This is a genomic window from Nocardia arizonensis (assembly GCF_001310275.1).
Taxonomy (GTDB): Bacteria; Actinomycetota; Actinomycetes; order Mycobacteriales; family Mycobacteriaceae; genus Nocardia; species Nocardia arizonensis.
In genome coordinates, this window is sequence record NZ_LGYZ01000057.1 from 79,536 (window position 1) to 98,024 (window position 18,489).

Below are 18,489 nucleotides of genomic sequence, written 5' to 3' on the forward strand. Positions count from 1 at the left end.
GGGTTAGGGCAGGCTAACATGGGGCTTCCGCCGCCGATCGCAGCGCAGATGTGATCACGAAGAAACCATGTCGGAAAGCGAGAACCGTTCACGCCCGGTAGCGTTGATAGACCGGGACTGGGAGGAGCAGCACATGAGCCCCATCGAGAATTCCGATTCGGCGGCCTGGAGAGAGCTCGAGGCAGTGCGCGCCGAGGCGGCTGCACTCCGGAGGCAACTCGCCGATTCGCCGGATCGCGCACGGGAATTGGAAGCCCGCATCGATTCGCTGACCATTCGCAACACGAAGCTGATGGACACCCTCAAGGAGGCGCGCCAGCAGTTGGTGGCGCTGCGCGAGGAGGTCGATCGGCTCGGTCAGCCGCCGAGTGGCTACGGCATCCTGATCGGCGTGTTCGACGATCAGACGGTCGACGTGTTCACTTCGGGTCGCAAGATGCGGTTGACCTGTTCACCGAATATCGACACCGCCACCCTCGAGTACGGCCAGACCGTCCGCCTCAACGAGGCGCTCACGGTGGTCGAGGCGGGCGTGTTCGACTCGGTCGGCGAGATCGGCACCCTGCGCGAGATCCTCGACGACGGTCGCCGCGCCCTTGTCGTCGGCCATGCCGACGAGGAGCGGGTGGTGTGGCTGTCGGGTCCGCTGTCCAAGGTCGCCGAGAACGACGATCTCGACGATCCCGATTCGCCGATCCGCAAGCTCAGGCCCGGTGACTCCCTGCTGGTCGACACCAAGGCCGGATTCGCTTTCGAACGCATACCCAAGGCCGAGGTCGAGGATCTGGTCCTCGAAGAGGTTCCCGATGTCGATTACGAGGACATCGGCGGTCTGGCCCGCCAGATCGAGCAGATCCGCGACGCGGTCGAGCTGCCGTTCCTGCACAAGGACCTGTTCCGCGAGTACGCGCTGCGCCCGCCCAAGGGCGTGCTGCTCTACGGTCCGCCCGGCTGCGGTAAGACGCTGATCGCCAAGGCGGTGGCCAACTCGCTGGCCAAGAAGATCGCCGAGGCCCGCGGTGAGGACGCCAAGGAGGCCAAGTCCTTCTTCCTCAACATCAAGGGCCCCGAACTGCTGAACAAGTTCGTCGGCGAGACCGAGCGCCACATCAGGATCATCTTCCAGCGCGCCCGTGAGAAGGCGTCGGAGGGTACCCCGGTGATCGTGTTCTTCGATGAGATGGACTCCATCTTCCGCACCCGCGGTTCGGGTGTGTCCTCGGATGTGGAGACCACCGTCGTGCCGCAGCTGCTGTCGGAGATCGACGGCGTCGAGGGCCTCGAGAACGTCATCGTCATCGGCGCCTCCAACCGCGAGGACATGATCGACCCCGCGATCCTGCGTCCGGGCCGCCTGGACGTCAAGATCAAGATCGAGCGCCCCGACGCGGAATCGGCGCAGGACATCTTCTCGAAGTACCTGACCGAGGGGCTGCCGCTGCACGCCGACGACGTCGCCGAATTCGGCGGCGACAAGGGCGCCTGCATCCGGGCGATGATCGAACGGGTCGTGGACCGGATGTACGCCGAGAGCGAGGACAATCGCTTCCTGGAGGTCACCTACGCCAACGGTGACAAGGAGGTCCTGTACTTCAAGGACTTCAACTCCGGCGCGATGATCCAGAACATCGTCGATCGGTCCAAGAAGTACGCGATCAAGTCCGTGCTCGACACCGGCAATCCGGGTCTGCGCATCCAGCATCTCTACGATTCGATCGTGGACGAGTTCTCCGAGAACGAGGACCTGCCCAACACCACGAATCCCGATGACTGGGCGCGCATCTCGGGCAAGAAGGGCGAGCGGATCGTCTACATCCGTACGCTGGTCACCGGCAAGAACGCCTCGGCCAGCCGCGCCATCGACACCGAGTCGAATACCGGTCAGTACCTGTAGTCACCATTCACGAGGAGCCGCGTCGCACGTCGACGCGGCTCCTCGCTGTGTCGGGGCGGTGAAGTCGCCGCCGTTGCCGCAGGCGAAGCCGTTGAGGCCGAATGGCCGCGCCGAGCCCTGCCCTAGCCGGCGCGGTGCGGGCCGCGGTCGACCACGAAGGCGGAGGCGTTGTCGCGTCCGCCGCCGCGTAGCGCGAGCTCCACCAGCGCGTCGGCGGTGCTCTGCGGCGGCTCGCCCGCGGCGAGCATGGCCTTGACGGCGGCGATGCCGATTCGCTTGTGGACGCCGTCGCTGCACAGCAGCAGCCGCCCGTTGCTGGAGCCGGTGGCGGCGCGGCCGATCTGGTCCTCGCGCACCGTGCGCACGGTCGTGGTGATGATGTGATCGGCCCGTGGCGTCGGGTGCTGTCCGCGCATGCGCAGGTACTCGGCCAGGGTGTGGTCGGTCGTGATCTGGTGCAGGGTGCGGCTGTTCCAGCGATAGGCGCGGCAATCGCCCACCCAGGCGATATCGGCGGGCGCGTCCGCGCGGTCGGCGGTGGGCAGTACCGCGATCACCAGGGCGCTGTCGGCCTTGGGTTGCGGGAATTCGCGCAGCAGGCTCCGTTGCGCGGCGAGGATGCCCACCGCCGCGCCGCCGCGCGCGCCTTCGCGCGCCGCCACCGTGGCCGCAGTGCGCGCCGCGCGGGCCGCGGGCAGATGGTCACCGACACCGTCGGCGACGACGAAGGCGATGCGGCCGCTGTCGGAATCGCTCCAGGAGGCCACGGCATCGGCGTTGATGGAACGCAGTCCGCGCTTGCTCACCGAATCGCCCGCGATTCCGGTGAGGCGCACCAGTTCGCGCCGGGTTGTCGTCATCGCACTGCTCATGGCCCTGACCTCCTGGATCGGACACACTGCCGGTCCTGTTCAACCGACATACCACCCAGTGGACCACTTCAAGCCGTGGTTGTAGCCGGCGCGGACTGAGGGCTTGCTGAGAACCGGTGGGTAGCGGAAAGTATCCTATGATTCGGCCCGCCCGGGAAGAGGTTCGCGGCGATCGGGCCGCCCCACGGCAATACCGTCGGTCGGTTGTGCTCGGAGTATCACCTGAGTGTTACCGCCGTCACCGTCCGAGAGTGCGCGGCCACGGCGCGGGATCGGCTCCCGCCGAGGATGGGCATGAGCGCGGCCCGGCGGATTACGGAGTGTCGCGGCCCTTCTCGCGCAGGAACGACAGCATGATGATGCCCCAGCACAGATTCCAGTAGAGTTCGCCGGTCTCGCTGCCGGGGCGGTCCATTCCCTCCTCGTCCTCGGTCTCGCAGACCTCGGCGGCTTCCAGCGTGGCCTTCCCGAAGTCGCGGGCGAAGCCGTCGTCGACATCCGGGCCGTGGGTCGCCAGGCGCCGGGACAGGTCCAGGAACCGTTCGACCAGGTCGGGGTGACCCAGTTCGGCCATCTTCAATTGGGAGTCGAGCAGCAGATCGGTGAGGAACGACAGCGGCTCGACGCCGCTGGATTCCTCGGGGCCCGATCGTTGCTCGTCATCGCCATCGAAAGCCACTGCTACAGTGTGGCATTCGTCCGGGGGCCGCGCCGGCCGATTCGCCGCCCCCACCCGGGTCAGCCGACGGTGGTGGTCACCTTGTTCAGCACGATGTCCTGGGACGGCGCCCCGTCGCCGGAGCCGTCGCGCACGCCCGCGTTTGCGACGCGGGTGAGCACGCCGAGACCGTCGACGACGCGGCCGAAGGGCGTGTAGTTCGGCGGCAGCTTGGTGTCCTGGTAGACGAGGAAGAACTGGCTGCCGTTGGTGTCGCGACCGGAGTTGGCCATGGCCAGGGTGCCCGCCGGATAGATTGCGCCCGTGAGGTTCTCGTCGGGGAAGCGGTAGCCGGGGCCGCCGGTGCCGGTGGCCGTCGGGTCACCGCATTGCAGCACGTAGATGCCCTGGGTGGTGAGCCGGTGGCAGCGGGTGTGGTCGAAGTACTGTTCGCCCGCGAGGAAGGCGAAGGAGTTCACGGTGCGCGGCGCGCGCGCCGCCTCGAGCGCGATGGTGACCGCGCCGCAGTTGGTCTCGAGGACGGCGGTGTACCCGGCGGCGGGGTCGATCGACAGGCCCGGTTCGGCCTGCCACTGTTTGCCGTTGGGCACACCCGCCGCGGGCGGCGCGCATTCGGCCGGACTCTGCCGCACCGCCGGGATCTGCGCCGAGACGCCGCCCGCCGCGAACAGGGTCAGCGCGACGCCTGCCACCAACACACCGAGGCCGGGCAGTACCCGTCGCATCGGATTTCCGCGATGGCGCGTCGCGCCCTTCGTCCGGCCGGCCACGCGCATTCGCACTCCACTGCTCACGGTTGGGAACTCCTTGTCGGGTCGGCGCACCGATCGATGCCCGGCCCGCATCCTGCCACTTACCCGGTTCCCCACGCGAGGAAACCGGGGAGATCGGACACGCGGGCCACCGGAGCGCCGCCGAATCGATCGCAACCGCGCAGCTGCTCGACGGCGATCGGTGAGCGACCGCACCGAGGATTTACGGCCAGGAAATTGTTTCCCCGCGGATATAACACATTCGACGTGGTTCAGGGTGCACGATAACAATCATGGCAACCGTTCGAGCCGCACTGGTCCAGACGAACTGGACGGGCGACAAAGAGTCCATGATCAAGGCACACGAGGACTACGCGCGGCAGGCGGCCGCGCGGGGAGCGAAGGTGATCTGCTTCCAGGAACTGTTCTACAGTCCGTACTTCTGCCAGTCGCAGGACGCCGAATTCTACGACTACGCCGAATCGGTGCCGGGACCGACGACCGAGCGTTTCGCGGCGTTGGCCGCCGAACTCGGCATGGTGACGATCCTGCCGGTCTATGAACAGCAGCAACCCGGTCTGCTGTACAACACCGCCGCGGTCATCGACGCCGACGGCAGCTACCTCGGCAAATACCGCAAGCACCATATTCCGCACGTCCGGGGTTTCTGGGAGAAGTTCTATTTCCGGCCCGGCAATCTCGGCTGGCCGGTCTTCGACACCGCGGTGGGCCGCGTCGGCGTCTACATTTGTTACGACCGGCATTTCCCGGAGGGCTGGCGGGCGCTGGGTCTCGCGGGCGCGGAGATCGTGTTCAATCCCTCGGCTACCTCGCGCGGATTGTCGGCTTATCTGTGGAAATTGGAGCAGCCCGCCTCGGCGGTCGCCAACGAGTACTACATCGGCGCGATCAACCGGGTCGGCGTCGAATCCGATTACGGCGACGACGATTTCTACGGCACCAGCTATTTCGTCGACCCCGAGGGTAAATTCGTCGGTGAACCGGCCTCCGACACCGAGCCCGAACTCGTGGTCCGCGATCTGGACATGGACCTGATCAAGGTGGTGCGCGATCGCTGGGCCTTCTACCGCGATCGCCGCCCCGACGCCTACGGACCGCTGGTGACGCCATGACCACCACCTTCGTTCACGGCGGCACCGTCGTCTCGCCGACCGGTTCCCAGGCGCTGGACGTGCTCGTCGACGGCGACACGATCGTCGCGCTGCTGCACCCGGGTTCCACGGCACTCGGCGCCGACCTCACCGCGACCGCCGACACGGTCATCGACGCCACCGGCAAGTACGTCGTCCCGGGCGGCGTCGACGGGCACACGCATATGCAGATGCCATTCGGCGGCACGGAGGCCTCGGACACCTTCGAGACCGGCACGCGGGCGGCGGCGTGGGGCGGCACCACCACGATCGTGGACTTCGCGGTCCAGAAGCCGGGGGAACGTCTCCAGGACACCCTCGCCGAGTGGCACCGCAAGGCCGCCGGACAGTGCGCGATCGACTACGGCTTCCACCAGATCATGGGTGAGGTCGACGACGAATCCTTGAAGGGGATGAGCGAATTGGTGGCCGAGGGGGTCACCAGTTTCAAACTGTTCATGGCCTATCCCGGCGTCTTCTACTCCACCGACGGCCAGATCCTGCGCGCCATGCAGTCCGCGGCCGGCCTCGGCGCGCTGCTCATGACGCACGCCGAGAACGGCATCGCCATCGACGTGCTCGTCGAACAGGCGCTCGCCCGCGGTGACACCGCTCCCTACCACCACGGCGTGACCCGCCCGTGGCAACTCGAGGAGGAGGCCACCCATCGCGCCATCATGCTGGCGCAGGTGACCGGCGCGCCGCTGTACGTGGTGCACGTCTCGGCCAAGCAGGCGCTCGAGCAGATCGCGGTGGCACGCGGCAAGGGACAGAACGTCTTCGGCGAGACCTGTCCGCAGTACCTGTACCTCTCGCTCGAAGAGCATCTGGGCGCACCGGATTTCGAGGGCGCGAAATGGGTGTGCTCGACGCCGCTGCGCTCGCGCGCCGAGGGACACCAGGACGAGCTGTGGCGCTATATCCGCACCGGCGACGTCACCGCGGTCAGCACCGACCACTGCCCGTTCTGCATGAAGGAGCAGAAGGAGTTGGGGCGCGGCGATTTCAGCCGCATCCCCAATGGCATCGGCGGGGTCGAGCACCGGATGGACCTCATGTTCCAGGGCGTCGAGAACGGACTCATCTCGCCGCAACGGTGGGTAGAGGTCTGCTGCACCGCGCCCGCGCGCATGTTCGGCATGTATCCCCGCAAGGGCATCGTCGCGCCGGGAGCCGACGCCGACATCGTGATCTACGACCCCGAGGGGCACACGTCCATCGGCGTCGGCAAGACCCACCACATGAACATGGACTATTCGGCCTACGAGGGATTCGAGATCGGCGGCCACGTCGATACCGTGCTGTCGCGCGGTCGCGTCGTCGTCGACGGCGGGCGCTATCTCGGGACCGCGGGACACGGCCGGTTCGTCGCACGTGGGCTGTCGCAGAACCTGATCTGATCGCCGAACCGAAAGGGAGACTGCCGCATGGACATCGGTGTGGTGCTGCAATGCACGCCGCCCGCGTCACGGGTGATCGAACTGGCCAGACTGGCCGAGACGCACGGCTTCTCGCATGTGTGGACCTTCGACTCGCATCTGCTGTGGCAGGAGCCCTACGTCATCCACAGCCAGATCCTGGCGGTCACGCGCCGGGTCACGGTCGGCCCGATGGTCACCAATCCCGCGACCCGGGACCCGACGGTCACGGCCGCCACCTTCGCCACGCTCAACGACATGTTCGGCAATCGCACCGTCTGCGGCATGGGCCGCGGCGACTCGGCCGTGCGGGCCATCGGCCGCGAACCCACCACTCTGGCGCAGATGCGTGAGTCGATCGAGGTCATCCGCGAACTGGGCAACGGCCGCAGCGCGCGGATCGGAGACACTGTCGTGCGGTTTCCCTGGGCGGCCGATTCCCGACTCGAGGTGTGGGCGGCCGGCTACGGTCCGCGCGCGCTGGAGCTCACCGGCGCGGTCGCCGACGGGTTCATCCTGCAATTGGCCGATCCGTATATCGCCGCGTGGGCCATCGCGCGGGTGAGGGCGGCCGCCGAACGCGCGGGCCGCGATCCCGCCTCGGTGCGGATCTGCGTCGCCGCGCCCGCCTACGTCACCGACGGCTCGGCGCACGGGCTGGCGCACGCGCGCGAACAGTGCCGCTGGTTCGGCGGCATGGTTGGCAACCACGTCGCCGATATCGTCGCCCGCTACGGCACCGGCGGCGATATCCCCGCCGCCCTCACCGACTACATCGCGGGCCGTAACGGCTACGACTACAACGAGCACGGGCGCGCGGGCAATACCCACGCCGATTTCGTGCCCGACGCCGTCATCGACCGGTTCTGTCTGCTCGGCACCGCCGACGACCAGTTGGCGCGGCTGCGGGAACTCGAGGAACTCGGCGTCGACCAGTTCGCCGTCTACCTACAGCACGACGCCAAGACCGCCACGCTCGAAGCATACGGTGAATCCGTGCTGCCGCGGCTGACCCGGGTCGCCACCGCCACCGAGTCGGTCCGATGAGCGCGGCGCGTGACCGGGCGACCCGCGTCGGGTACGCGCGCCGCATGGTCGTCACCATCGTGTCGCACGGGAGACCAGGAATCAGGAGGGTGCGACGGTGCTGACCGAGTACGCCGACGACCACGTAACCGGGGCGTCGGTGGTGTGGAAAGCCGCAACCGGTTTCGCGCCGACGCGGGTGCCCCAGACCGAGGGGGCGAACAGGTGACGGCCGAGGATCACGTCTTCTACCCGTGGAGCGCGCAGGGCGGCGCGAATCCGGTGCTGGTCACGGGCGCGTCCGGATCCTGGTTCTGGGACGAGAACGGGAAGCGTTACCTGGACTTCTCCTCGCAACTGGTCAACGTGAACATCGGCCACCAGCATCCGCGTCTCGTCGACGCGATCGTCGCCCAGGCGCGGGAACTGACCACCATCTCCCCGACCGTGGGCAATCGGGCGCGCAGCGAACTGGCCCGGCTGATCGTCGAACGCGCCCCCGGTGACCTGAACCGCGTGCTGTTCACCACAGGCGGGGCGGAGGCCGTGGAACACGCGGTTCGCTTGGCGCGCAGCTATACCGGGCGTACCAAGATGCTGGCCGCCTACCGCTCCTATCACGGCGGCACCGGCGTCGCCATCGGTCTCACCGGCGAGCCCCGGCGCTGGGGCGCTGAGCCGACCAATGTGGACGTGGTGCGCTTCTTCGGGCCGTATCCGTACCGGTCACCGTGGCAGACCACCACGCTCGAGCAGGAGACCGCCGCCGCGCTCGCGCACCTGCGCCAGGTGATCGAACTGGAGGGGCCCGACCATATCGCCGGCCTCATCCTGGAGACCGTGGTCGGCACCAATGGCGTGCTGGTGCCGCCGCCGGGCTATCTGGCCGGCGTGCGGGCACTGTGCGACGAATTCGGCATCGTCTATATCGCCGACGAGGTGATGGTGGGATTCGGGCGGGTCGGGGAGTGGTTCGCGGTGCGGGCATTCGACGTGGCCCCCGATGTCATCACCTTCGCCAAGGGTGTCAATTCCGGGTATGTGCCGCTGGGCGGCGTGCTCATCGCCGAACGCATCGCCGCGCGCTACGACGACCGCGTCTATCCCGGCGGACTCACCTACGCCGGACATCCGTTGGCCTGCGCGGCGGGGGTCGCCTCGATAGAGATCTTCGAGCGCGAGGGCATTCTCGACCATGTGCGCTCGGTGGGTTCGGACGTGCTCGGCAAGGGGCTGCGGGAGCTGGCGGCGCGCCATCCCAGCGTGGGCGAGGTCCGCGGACTCGGTTTCTTCTGGGCGCTGGAACTCGTGCGCGACCCGCGCACCCGCGAACCGCTGATCCCGTTCGCCGCCGCGGGCGCACGGGCCGAACCCATGAACGCGGTCACCGCCGCGGCCAAGGCGCGCGGACTGTGGCCGTTCAACGCGGGCAACCGATTCCAGATCGCGCCACCGCTCACCACCACCGCCGAGGAACTCCGCGCCGGACTCGAGATCGTCGACGCGGCGCTGGAGGTGGCCGACGGTTACGTCGACTCCGACTGACCGGACACGCCCCCGCGGGGTGCGGCTCGGACCCGTCCCGCCCGCTAGATTCTCCCGGGACCCCGAGGCGCACCGATCAGGAGCCTGCGTGACCGATATCGAGGATCGACAGGACTACGACATCGCACCGGACCTGCGGCCTCCGCTCGCGACCGCGGCGGTCGGGACCGTCGCGGCCGTCGCCGCGGCGCTGCTGCTGTTCTCCGCGAGCCGCTACGGCTACTTCGGCGACGAACTGTACGTCCTCGCGGCCGGTCGCCGACCCGCCTTCGGCTACGCCGATCAGGGGCCTGCGTTGCCGCTGCTCGCGCGGGCCGTTGACACCGTCGCGCCGGGATCGTATTTCGTGTTGCGGCTGCCCGCGGTGGCGTTGACCGTACTCGCCGTGGTCCTCACGGCGTCGATGGCGTGCGAATTCGGCGGCGGCCGAGCGGCACAGACGCTGGCCGCCCTCGCCTACGCGACCTCGCCGTTGCTGCTGTCGCAGGGCAAGATGCTGACGACCAACGCCGTCGACACCGCGCTGTGGGTGATCATCACCTGGCTGGTGGTGCGCTGGGTCCGCACCCGCCGCGACGGTCTGCTACTCGCCGCGGCGCTGGTGACCGCGGTGGCCACGCAGGTCGAATGGCTGATTCCGTACTTCTGGATCTGCGTGGTGACCGCCGCGCTGACAGTGGGTCCGCGCGAGTTGCCGCGCCGTCCGCTGCTGTGGCTGGGCGGACTGATCGTGGTGGGTGTGACGGTGCCCGAACTGCTCTGGCAGTCCGCGCACGACTGGCCGCGACCGCGTATGGGCGATGTCGTCGGCGACGGACATGGCATCCTCGGGGCACGGATGCTGTTCGCGCCGCTGGCGATCCTGCTGGCAGGCTACCTGGGCGCGGTGGTGCTGCCGTACGGGGTCTGGGCATTGCTTCGGCAGCGCTCACTACGGCCCTACCGCTTCCTCGGGGTCGCCATCATCCTGTTGGCGGTGATATTCCTTGCCGTCGGCGGCCGTATCCACTACATCGCGGGCATCTACGGCGTCGCGTTGGCGGCCGGCGCGGTGGGGCTGGTCGATCTGGCGGGCCGACTGCGGCCGGTGCCCCGCCGAGCCGTGCTCGCGGCGGGCGCGGCGCTGGTCGCGGTGTCCACGGTGCTGATCTTCTACGACGCGCCGTGGCGCTCGCCGGACCGGTTGCGACCGCCGCGCGACGATGCCGAGGCCGCCGCCGACATCGGCGTCTACGGCGAATTCGGCTGGCCGGAACTGACCGCCGAGGTCGACCGCGTCCACGCGGACATGACCCAGGCCCAGCGCGCCGGGGCGATCGTGCTGACCGACACCTACTGGCAGGCGAGCGCCCTCGATCAACTCGGACGCGACCGGCTCCCGCCCGTCTACAGCGCAAGCCGCGGCTACGGGTACTTCGGCGTGCCCCCGGACACGGCGGGCGCCGTGATCGCCGTGGGGATGAACGAGGGATTCCTGCGATGGAATTTCGATGAGGTCGCGCCGGCGGGCAAGGTGGACGTCCGCCTCGGCTATCCGGGCAATACGCGCGACGTCACGATCTGGGTGTGCGCAGGGCGGCGGCACGAGTGGTCGGAGGTCTGGCCCGACCTCGTGCACCTCTAGGCTGAGGGGATGACAGCTGGACAGACCGAGATCTGGCACAACCCGCGGTGCACCAAGAGCCGCGACGCCACGGCGCACCTGGACGAGGCGGGCATCGAGTACACGGTGCGCCGATACCTCGACGATCCGCCGACCGCCGACGAACTGCGCGACGTACTCGCCCGGCTCGGCGCGCAGCCCTGGGACATCACCCGCACCGGCGAACAGATCGCCAAGGATCTGGGCATGGCGGAATGGGGACGTACGCCCGCCGATCGCGATCGCTGGATCGAGGCGCTGGCCGCGAATCCGAAGCTGATCCAGCGTCCGATCGTGCTGACCGCCGACGGCACCGCCGTGGTGGCGCGCAGCGAGGAAGCGCTGCGGTCGCTGGGCTGATCCGCCCGCGGTTTCCGCGCACCGCCGACGACCCGCGGAACGCGGTAGGGTCGCCGGCATGAAGGTACAGTTGCGCCACAATCCCGCGTCGACCATCGCGCGGTGCTTCCTCGCCGGTGGCGAGCCGATGCGGGTCGAAAGCGGCGCCATGGTGGCCCATTCCGCGGGTGTCGGCCTGGCCGCCAAGGCCGAGGGCGGCATTCTCGCGGGACTCAAGCGTTCGGTGCTCGCGGGCGAGTCGTTCTTCGTCTCCACCTGCACCGCGCCGCCGCAGGGCGGCTGGGTCGACGTCGCGCCCGCCCTGCCCGGCGACATGCTGAACCTTCAGATCACCGAGGACCGGCCTTATTTCATCAGCCGCGGCGGCTGGATCGCGAATTCCCATGGCGTGCAGGTGGAAAGCAAATGGGGCGGTTTCGCGAACCTGTTCGGCGGTGAGGGCGGTTTCGGATTGCGCGCGCACGGATCCGGTGAAATCGTGGTCGGCGTATTCGGCGCGATCGATGTCATCGATCTCCAGCCCGGCGAACCGATCACCATCGATACCGGCCACGTGGTCGCCTACGACCTGGCGATGAATTTCACGATCCGCCGCGCGGTGTCGGGCCGCTCCCTCCAGTCGCTGAAATCCGGCGAGGGATTCGTCTTCGATTTCGTCGGCCCCGGCCGCGTCCTGCTCCAGACCCGGAACCCAGGGGCATTCGCGGCATGGGCGGGTTCGATGGCCTCCTCGGGCTGATCCGCCGCGGCCGCGGCGCCGAATGGTCACCGGCAGTTAACGTCCACGACACCACTGTGGTAAATGCTGTGGACTCTCAACGATTCCGACATCAAGGAAATATTTCATGGAGCTTCTCGCAGTCGTCGCCAATATCCTGCAGACCATCCTCCTCGCGGGCGCAGGAAGCGTCGCATAGTCGGCAGAAGAAATACAGTGCGGCCCACCGGATATATCCGGTGGGCCGTTGCTATTTCTCCGAACAGCGCCGAAGCTGTGCCTTCTTCCGCTGAAACAGCGCGATCATCCTCTCGTACCGGAACTTCCGTACTCCATCGATTCGATGGCTGATTCGATCGTGCCGCAACCCTGTCGGCCGCCATGGCTCGAGAAACGCGCCGACCGGAACTTCACCGCGCGAGACGACGGATCCGCTGTGATCAGGCGATGAGATCGCCGACCAGTACCCGGGTGTCGGGCACGAACGGCCACGCCGGATCGTCGAGATGGGCGCGTAGTTCGGCGTCGGTCCACCACCAGCCGTCCGCGATCTCGTCCGGCTGATGCCGGATGGGTCCGTCGTAGCGCAGTTCGTAGGCGAACAGGTGACAGCGCATCGGCCGTCCCGCCCACGTGCCGTCCCAGGAGGCGCTTGCCATCGGCAGCGGTGCGCGTCCGTGCTCGGCGACCACGATGCCGAGCTCCTCCGCGAGTTCACGCACGGCGGTTTGTTCGGGGCTCTCGCCCGGCGCGACCACCCCGCCCGCCAGACAGTCGTGCATACCCGCGAAGACCATCTTGGTATCGGTGCGCCGGTGCACGTAGATCCGCTCCCCGTCCGGTGAGCGGACCAGCACTCCCGCGCTGGCATGCCAGAGTCCGTCCCGATAGACCTCCGCGCGATCCGCCGATCCGGTGACCTGTCCCGAGCGGTCGTACACCGCGATCATCTCCGAGCGTTGTTTCGGTGGCTGCGCGGTCACAGTCCGAGAGTAACCTGTGAGTCACGTCGACTCGAGAGAGGACCGCGCGATGGTCTTGCCCCGCGCACTGGCGAATTTCAACCGGCACGTCACCAATCCCGTGGCCGGTCTACTGGCGGGACGTGTTCCGCCGTTCGGCACGATCGTGCACCGCGGCCGCCGCTCCGGCCGCGTCTACCGCACCCCGGTCTGGGTGTTCCCCCGCGACGGCGGCTACCGTATCGCGCTCACCTACGGCCGCGACGTGGACTGGGTTCGGAATGTATTGGCGGCGGAAAGGTTCGAGCTGCGATGGCGGGGCGCGACCCTCGTCCTCGCCGATCCGGTCATCGAGGAGGACCCGGCGGCGGCGTGGGCGCCGATCGGGATCCGGCAGGTCCTCGTCGGTATCGCGGCCCGCTACAGCCTCTTCGCACGCCCCGTCGACGCGGCCTGGTAGCGGATGCGGCGCGACCTGCCGCGGACCGGTCTCGCTCCCGGCTTCGGTGTGGTCGCCGCGCGCACGACGACCGTATCCGCTTCGCGCCGAGCGTTTTCGGCATCGACGCGCCGGTGCACCAGATACTGCTGAGCCGCGGTCCACGCGTTGGTCGACGCCCAGTACAGCAGTACCGCGATCGGCAGTACCGCCCCGCCGATCAGCGCGCCGGCCGGGAACACCCACAGGCTCAGCGTATTCATCACCCGTGCCTGCGCGGTGTCGGCATCCTGGCGCGCGACCGCGACGCGCGCGGCAAGATGAGTGGCGATCGCCGCGACCGTCATGAGCGTGATCGCGACCGCGGTCACCGTGACGCCGGGCGTTCCCGCGAGTGTCGCCGTCAGCGGCGCGCCGAACAGGTGCGTGTCGAGGAAGGACCGGACGTCGTCGGCGCCGAGCAGGTAGTTCGGGGTCGTGGCGTTCTGTTCGGGTGACATCGGGGTCGAGGTGGCCTGGAAGGGTATGTGCGAGCCGACGCCGGTGCGGTCGAAAGACCGTAGGACGTGGAACAGTCCGAGGAACAGCAGGCCCTGGACCAGCATGGGCAGGCATCCGACGAACAGGCCGACGCCGTTGTCCGCGTGCAGCCGCCGGATCTCCTCGGTCCGGCGCGCCCGGTCCTCGGGGTGGGCGCGTTCGATCGCCGCGATCTTCGGCCGCAGTCGCCGCAGGGCGGCCTGGTTGCGCACCTGTTTCAGCACGGTCGGCACCAGTGCCGCGCGGAAACAGGCGACCAGGCATATCACGGCGAGCACCCAGGCGAGGTCGGAACCGGGGCCGAGGATCGACGCGAAGGCGGTGTGCCACAGCCACAGAACGGCGGACACGGGGTAGTAGACGAAATCGAGCACGGGGGAACCACCTGACGGGGCGGCGTGCCGCGGGGGGGCACGAACGGAAGGGTTGACGGTCGACAAGGGCCGACGTCACACCCGTTCTGGGCGTGCCGTCAGCGCGCGACCGCGCCCGGTGCTCTCGGTCGTGGACGTCCCGCCGTGTCAGGACTGCTCTGGCGCAGATACGAGCCGCGCCTGCGTCGCTGGGCCGAGCTCGGCGGACCCGCGGTGGCCACGGTGAGCACACGCGACGGCAGTCCGTGCGGCGCCATGAGCGTGACGATCGCCGCGGCGGTGACCGCGCCGAGTGCCACCAGCGCACTGGATTCGCCGGCCGGTGCCACCAGCAGGACGAGGGCGGGCAGCACGAAGCCGAGTACCGCGAAGGTCGGCCGAACCCGCCAGAACATGATCCGAGAGTACATGCGCGACCCGGGTGTCGGCTCAGGCGCTCGGTTCGCCGGCCCAGCAGCCGTCGCCGAGGTCCCAGTCGTTCGTCCGGTCGAGCGCGGCGGGGAAGAGTCCGAAGGTGCGGCGGCAGGTGCGGGTGAAATGCGCGCCGTCGTCGAATCCGGCCGCGAGCGCGGCGGCGGCCAGGTCGTCGCCGGCGCGCACCCGGGCGATGGCGACCCGAAGGCGCAGCCAGAGGATATAGGGCCGCAAGGGAATACCGACCTGGGCGGCGAACAGATGCGACAATCGCGTCGGCGAGAGTCCCACCCGCCGGGCCACATCCGCGCCCCGGACGGTGCGGTCGGGCACCAGGGCGGGCAGCATGCGCAGCGCTTCGGCCACCGCCGCGTGGTGCGGACGCGCCCGCGGTATCTCCCGGTCGTCGCGCAGGTGCGCGACGAGCGCGTCGACCTGCGCGGCCAGCGTGCCGCCGCGCAGGTCCGCCCGCGCGTGCGCGCCGCCGGTCCAGCCGTCGGTGTGCGCGCGCCGGTCGGCGGCGGCGCCCGCCACCGTCTCGGGGTCGAGATACAGCGCGGCGCCCTGCGCGGCGCCGGCGTCGACGCGGTGCGGTGCGTCGGCGGGCACGATGACCAGGGTGCCGCGGTGGTGCGTGCCGCTGGCGTCCATCACGGTCAGCGGCGTACGGGCCGCGAGGACCTGGACGGCGTGATGGGCGTGCAGTGCGGTCTCGTCGATGGCGCCGCCGAAGGCGAGGATGCCGGGCCGCAGCATGGCTGTCGCGCAACGGGACTCGTCGGGCGTGCGCGCGTCGCCCGGATCGCGGGGTCGGGGTGTCGCGGACATTCCCTCGGTGACCAGAGCCTTCTCCATCGGATGCTCCCGGCTGGTGACGCGAATCCAGGACCGGATCCATCGCCGAGACTATCCGGGCGACAGCGCCGAGCGGAGGGTTTCGGTAACCTGACCCAGGAATTCACATACGGGCGCGACCGCCGGGATGTGCGGGTAGCGGGCTCCTCGAGGAGTTCCCGCGGCGAGGTCGGGCGGCGATTCGGCGGAGAACCTGACGTCGAGTCCACCACGTTCACAGCGAACGGGATTGGGCGAGAACGGAATACCGCGCGGTGTGCCCGACCCTGCGACGGTGTCGGGTCAGGGCAGGCCGAACAGCAGGACTTCGGGATCGAGTCCGTCGCGTTCGATTCGAAAGGCATTGCGGAACAACTCCTGATCGCGGTCGTTGCGGCGCCCCAGCGTGCCGATCTCGGGATAGATCCGGCATTCGGCGGCGCAGCGCAGCCAGTCACGTTCGGCGGCCGCCTCGTGGAATCGCGGAAAGTCGAAGGCGGGGCCGAGTACCCAGCACATGCTCAGCAATCCGAGTTGGGCGTCGGCGGGCCAGGAGTCGAACCCGGCGAAGGGCAGGGCGACCGCGCCGGTGCGGTCGCGCACGATACGTCCGCGCGCGAGTGTCTGCACGAGGTGCAGATGGTCGAACACCATCCGGTCGATCGCGGTATCGGTGAGACGCAGATCGGTGAGTCGCTCGAAACGGCGGCAGCCGCCGTGCGCCAGATCGCTGCGGCGTTTCACGGTTTCCCACGCGGCATCGATATCCGGGTCGGCGGCGAAGGGACCGCGCATCCCGTGCCGCCACGGTAGTCGGCGCGAGGCGGCCAGCGAATTCTCGCGTCGGCCGGGTGTGGGCGACCCGACATCGGGGACCGTGTCGTCGAGGCTGATGCCGACGGCGGTGGCCACCCGCCCCCGGACATCGAGGTACATCCACGGCACTCGGCCTTCCAACGGCTCGTTGAAGGGCAGCCAGATCTCGCGGACCGCGGCTCTCATCGGTGATACTCCGTACTCCGGTGCGATGCGGACCGATTCGTGATTCGCACCGCATCCGTCGCACCCGCATTCGTGTGGACGCGCGCCGTCGTGCGACGCGCTTCCAGCATCGGGGCCCGGCGCGTGCCGATCACGAGTACCGCGCTACTCGTGTTCGGCCGGGCGTCCCCGATCCGAATGCGAACGAGCTCCCGGTTACTCCGGTGTGTCGCGACCATCGAACGGGTCGGCGTTCGAACCGGCTCGACCACGGGTGCGGCCGTGGCGACGATCGGTCGACGACTGTGGGTTCCGGCCCGGCACGCCCGGATCGCGCGGAGTACCACCCTCGGTATGACACCGCACCGGTCGCCTAGGCTCGGTGGTATGCAGCGCATCATCGGAATAGAGGTCGAATACGGCATCTCGACCCCCACGGAGCCGACGGCCAACCCGATCCTCACCTCCACCCAGGCGGTGCTCGCGTACGCCGCCGCCGAGGGCGTGCCGCGGGCGAAGCGGACGCGCTGGGACTACGAGGTGGAATCACCGCTGCGGGACGCGCGCGGATTCGACCTGAGCCGCATGAGCGGCCCGGCGCCGGTGATCGACGCCGACGAGGTGGGCGCGGCCAATATGATCCTCACCAATGGCGCGCGGCTCTACGTCGACCACGCGCATCCCGAGTACTCGGCCCCCGAGGTCACCGACCCGCTGGACGCGGTGATCTGGGACAAGGCCGGCGAGCGGGTCATGGAGGCCGCCGCACGGCACGCCTCGAGCGTCCCAGGCGCGCCGCGGTTGCAGCTGTACAAGAACAATGTCGACGGCAAAGGCGCCTCCTATGGCACCCACGAGAACTACCTGATGAGCCGTGACACCCCGTTCAACCAGATCATTGTCGGGCTGACGCCGTTCTTCGTCTCCCGCCAGGTCATCACCGGTTCCGGGCGGGTGGGCATCGGGCAGTCCGGTGACCAGGCCGGTTTCCAGCTGTCGCAGCGCGCCGACTACATCGAGGTCGAGGTCGGTCTGGAGACCACCCTCAAGCGCGGCATCATCAACACCCGCGACGAACCGCACGCCGACGCCGACAAGTACCGCAGGCTGCATGTCATCATCGGCGACGCCAACCTCGCCGAGATGTCGACCTACCTCAAGGTCGGCACCGCCGCGCTGGTCCTCGACCTGATCGAGGCGGGGGAAGACCTGTCGGACCTGCAACTGGCCCGTCCGGTCACCGCGGTGCACCAGATCAGCCACGATCCGACCCTGCGGACCGCTGTCGCACTCGCCGACGGCCGCGAGCTGACCGGCCTGGCACTGCAACGGCTCTACCACGAGCGCGCGGCCAAGTTCATGGACCGCGAGGGCAACGACGACCCGCGCGCCCGTGACATCCTCGACAATTGGGCGATGGTGCTCGACCTGCTCGAACGCGATCCCATGGAGACGGCGAACCTGCTGGACTGGACCGCCAAACTGCGACTGCTCGAGGGAATGCGCAATCGTGAGGGTCTCGGCTGGGCCGCGCCGAAACTCCATCTGATGGACCTCCAGTACTCCGATGTGCGCCTGGACAAGGGCCTCTACAACCGCCTGGTGGCCCGCGGGTCGATGAAGCGGCTGATTACTGAACAGCAGGTACTCGAGGCCATGACCACCCCGCCCACCGATACCCGCGCGTACTTCCGCGGCGAGTGCCTGCGCCGCTTCGGCGCGGATATCGCGGCCGCGAGCTGGGATTCGGTGATCTTCGACCTCGGCGGCGACTCGCTGGTGCGAATTCCCACTCTGGAACCGCGCCGCGGCACCAAATCGCATGTCGGCAAGCTGCTCGACGGGGTCGACACCGCCGCCGAACTCGTGGAACAACTCACCCAGTGAC

18 protein-coding genes are annotated in these 18,489 nt (G+C 68.7%); 10 read left to right on the plus strand and 8 right to left on the minus strand.

Annotation, left to right across the window (positions count from 1 at the left end):
• Positions 1 to 133 precede the first annotated feature (133 nt).
• Positions 134 to 1,894: a proteasome ATPase gene (arc, locus tag APZ21_RS10660; RefSeq protein ID WP_054813095.1), complete on the plus strand. Its 1,761-nt coding sequence runs from the start codon at positions 134 to 136 to the stop codon at positions 1,892 to 1,894.
• A gap of 122 nt (positions 1,895 to 2,016) precedes the next feature.
• Here arc and APZ21_RS10665 read toward each other — a convergent pair whose 3' ends face one another.
• The 3 genes from APZ21_RS10665 to APZ21_RS10675 all read right to left on the minus strand — a co-directional run bounded on the left by APZ21_RS10665 (position 2,017) and on the right by APZ21_RS10675 (position 4,239).
• A complete protein-coding gene (locus APZ21_RS10665) occupies positions 2,017 to 2,766 on the minus strand; it encodes a PP2C family protein-serine/threonine phosphatase (protein ID WP_054813096.1) in 750 nt (249 codons plus the stop codon).
• A gap of 313 nt (positions 2,767 to 3,079) precedes the next feature.
• A complete protein-coding gene (locus tag APZ21_RS10670) occupies positions 3,080 to 3,445 on the minus strand; it encodes a hypothetical protein (RefSeq protein ID WP_054813097.1) in 366 nt (121 codons plus the stop codon).
• 59 nt (positions 3,446 to 3,504) lie between these two features.
• Entirely contained in the window at positions 3,505 to 4,239 is a 735-nt protein-coding gene (locus APZ21_RS10675) for a peptidylprolyl isomerase (protein ID WP_239476574.1), read from the minus strand.
• A gap of 251 nt (positions 4,240 to 4,490) precedes the next feature.
• Here APZ21_RS10675 and APZ21_RS10680 point away from each other — a divergent pair, with 251 nt between their 5' ends.
• From APZ21_RS10680 to APZ21_RS10710, 7 genes are all read left to right on the plus strand, one after another.
• On the plus strand, positions 4,491 to 5,330 hold the full coding sequence (locus APZ21_RS10680) for a nitrilase-related carbon-nitrogen hydrolase (RefSeq protein ID WP_054813098.1): 840 nt from the start codon (positions 4,491 to 4,493) through the stop codon (positions 5,328 to 5,330).
• Positions 5,327 to 6,748 carry a dihydropyrimidinase gene (hydA, locus tag APZ21_RS10685; protein WP_054813099.1) on the plus strand — a complete coding sequence of 474 codons (1,422 nt, stop codon included), beginning with the start codon at positions 5,327 to 5,329 and terminating at the stop codon, positions 6,746 to 6,748. Before APZ21_RS10680 ends, hydA begins: the two co-directional genes overlap by 4 nt.
• Positions 6,749 to 6,775: 27 nt before the next feature.
• On the plus strand, positions 6,776 to 7,813 hold the full coding sequence (locus APZ21_RS10690) for a TIGR03842 family LLM class F420-dependent oxidoreductase (protein WP_054813100.1): 1,038 nt from the start codon (positions 6,776 to 6,778) through the stop codon (positions 7,811 to 7,813).
• A 204-nt stretch (positions 7,814 to 8,017) separates the two neighbouring features.
• Positions 8,018 to 9,337, plus strand: a complete 1,320-nt coding sequence (locus APZ21_RS10695; protein WP_054813101.1) for an aspartate aminotransferase family protein — start codon at positions 8,018 to 8,020, stop codon at positions 9,335 to 9,337.
• Positions 9,338 to 9,425: 88 nt separating this feature from the next.
• Entirely contained in the window at positions 9,426 to 10,961 is a 1,536-nt protein-coding gene (locus tag APZ21_RS10700) for an ArnT family glycosyltransferase (RefSeq protein ID WP_054813102.1), read from the plus strand.
• A 9-nt stretch (positions 10,962 to 10,970) separates the two neighbouring features.
• Positions 10,971 to 11,339 (plus strand): arsenate reductase family protein, encoded by a 369-nt coding sequence (locus APZ21_RS10705; RefSeq protein ID WP_054813103.1) that lies wholly within the window; start codon positions 10,971 to 10,973, stop codon positions 11,337 to 11,339.
• Between the two features lie 58 nt (positions 11,340 to 11,397).
• The gene (locus APZ21_RS10710; protein ID WP_054813104.1) at positions 11,398 to 12,078 is read left to right on the plus strand and encodes a TIGR00266 family protein; all 681 of its coding nucleotides are present in this window, start codon (positions 11,398 to 11,400) and stop codon (positions 12,076 to 12,078) included.
• Between the two features lie 419 nt (positions 12,079 to 12,497).
• Here APZ21_RS10710 and APZ21_RS10715 read toward each other — a convergent pair whose 3' ends face one another.
• Complete coding sequence (locus APZ21_RS10715) at positions 12,498 to 13,007, minus strand: NUDIX hydrolase (RefSeq protein WP_054813193.1); 510 nt, start codon at positions 13,005 to 13,007, stop codon at positions 12,498 to 12,500.
• Between the two features lie 82 nt (positions 13,008 to 13,089).
• Between APZ21_RS10715 and APZ21_RS10720 the strand changes: the two genes are divergently transcribed.
• Positions 13,090 to 13,479, plus strand: coding sequence for a nitroreductase family deazaflavin-dependent oxidoreductase (locus APZ21_RS10720; RefSeq protein ID WP_054813105.1), 390 nt, complete (start codon positions 13,090 to 13,092; stop codon positions 13,477 to 13,479).
• On the opposite strand, the gene yidC is transcribed toward APZ21_RS10720, so the two are convergent.
• The 4 genes from yidC to APZ21_RS10740 all read right to left on the minus strand — a co-directional run bounded on the left by yidC (position 13,440) and on the right by APZ21_RS10740 (position 16,622).
• A complete protein-coding gene (gene yidC / locus APZ21_RS10725; RefSeq protein WP_054813106.1) occupies positions 13,440 to 14,372 on the minus strand; it encodes a membrane protein insertase YidC in 933 nt (310 codons plus the stop codon). The genes APZ21_RS10720 and yidC overlap by 40 nt on opposite strands.
• Before the next feature lie 98 nt (positions 14,373 to 14,470).
• Entirely contained in the window at positions 14,471 to 14,767 is a 297-nt protein-coding gene (locus APZ21_RS10730) for a DUF6412 domain-containing protein (protein WP_054813194.1), read from the minus strand.
• Positions 14,768 to 14,801: 34 nt separating this feature from the next.
• A complete protein-coding gene (locus tag APZ21_RS10735) occupies positions 14,802 to 15,641 on the minus strand; it encodes a helix-turn-helix domain-containing protein (protein ID WP_239476575.1) in 840 nt (279 codons plus the stop codon).
• 282 nt (positions 15,642 to 15,923) lie between these two features.
• Positions 15,924 to 16,622, minus strand: a complete 699-nt coding sequence (locus tag APZ21_RS10740) for a hypothetical protein (protein ID WP_054813107.1) — start codon at positions 16,620 to 16,622, stop codon at positions 15,924 to 15,926.
• 366 nt (positions 16,623 to 16,988) lie between these two features.
• Here APZ21_RS10740 and dop point away from each other — a divergent pair, with 366 nt between their 5' ends.
• On the plus strand, positions 16,989 to 18,488 hold the full coding sequence (gene dop, locus APZ21_RS10745; RefSeq protein ID WP_054813196.1) for a depupylase/deamidase Dop: 1,500 nt from the start codon (positions 16,989 to 16,991) through the stop codon (positions 18,486 to 18,488).
• Position 18,489 lies beyond the last annotated feature (1 nt).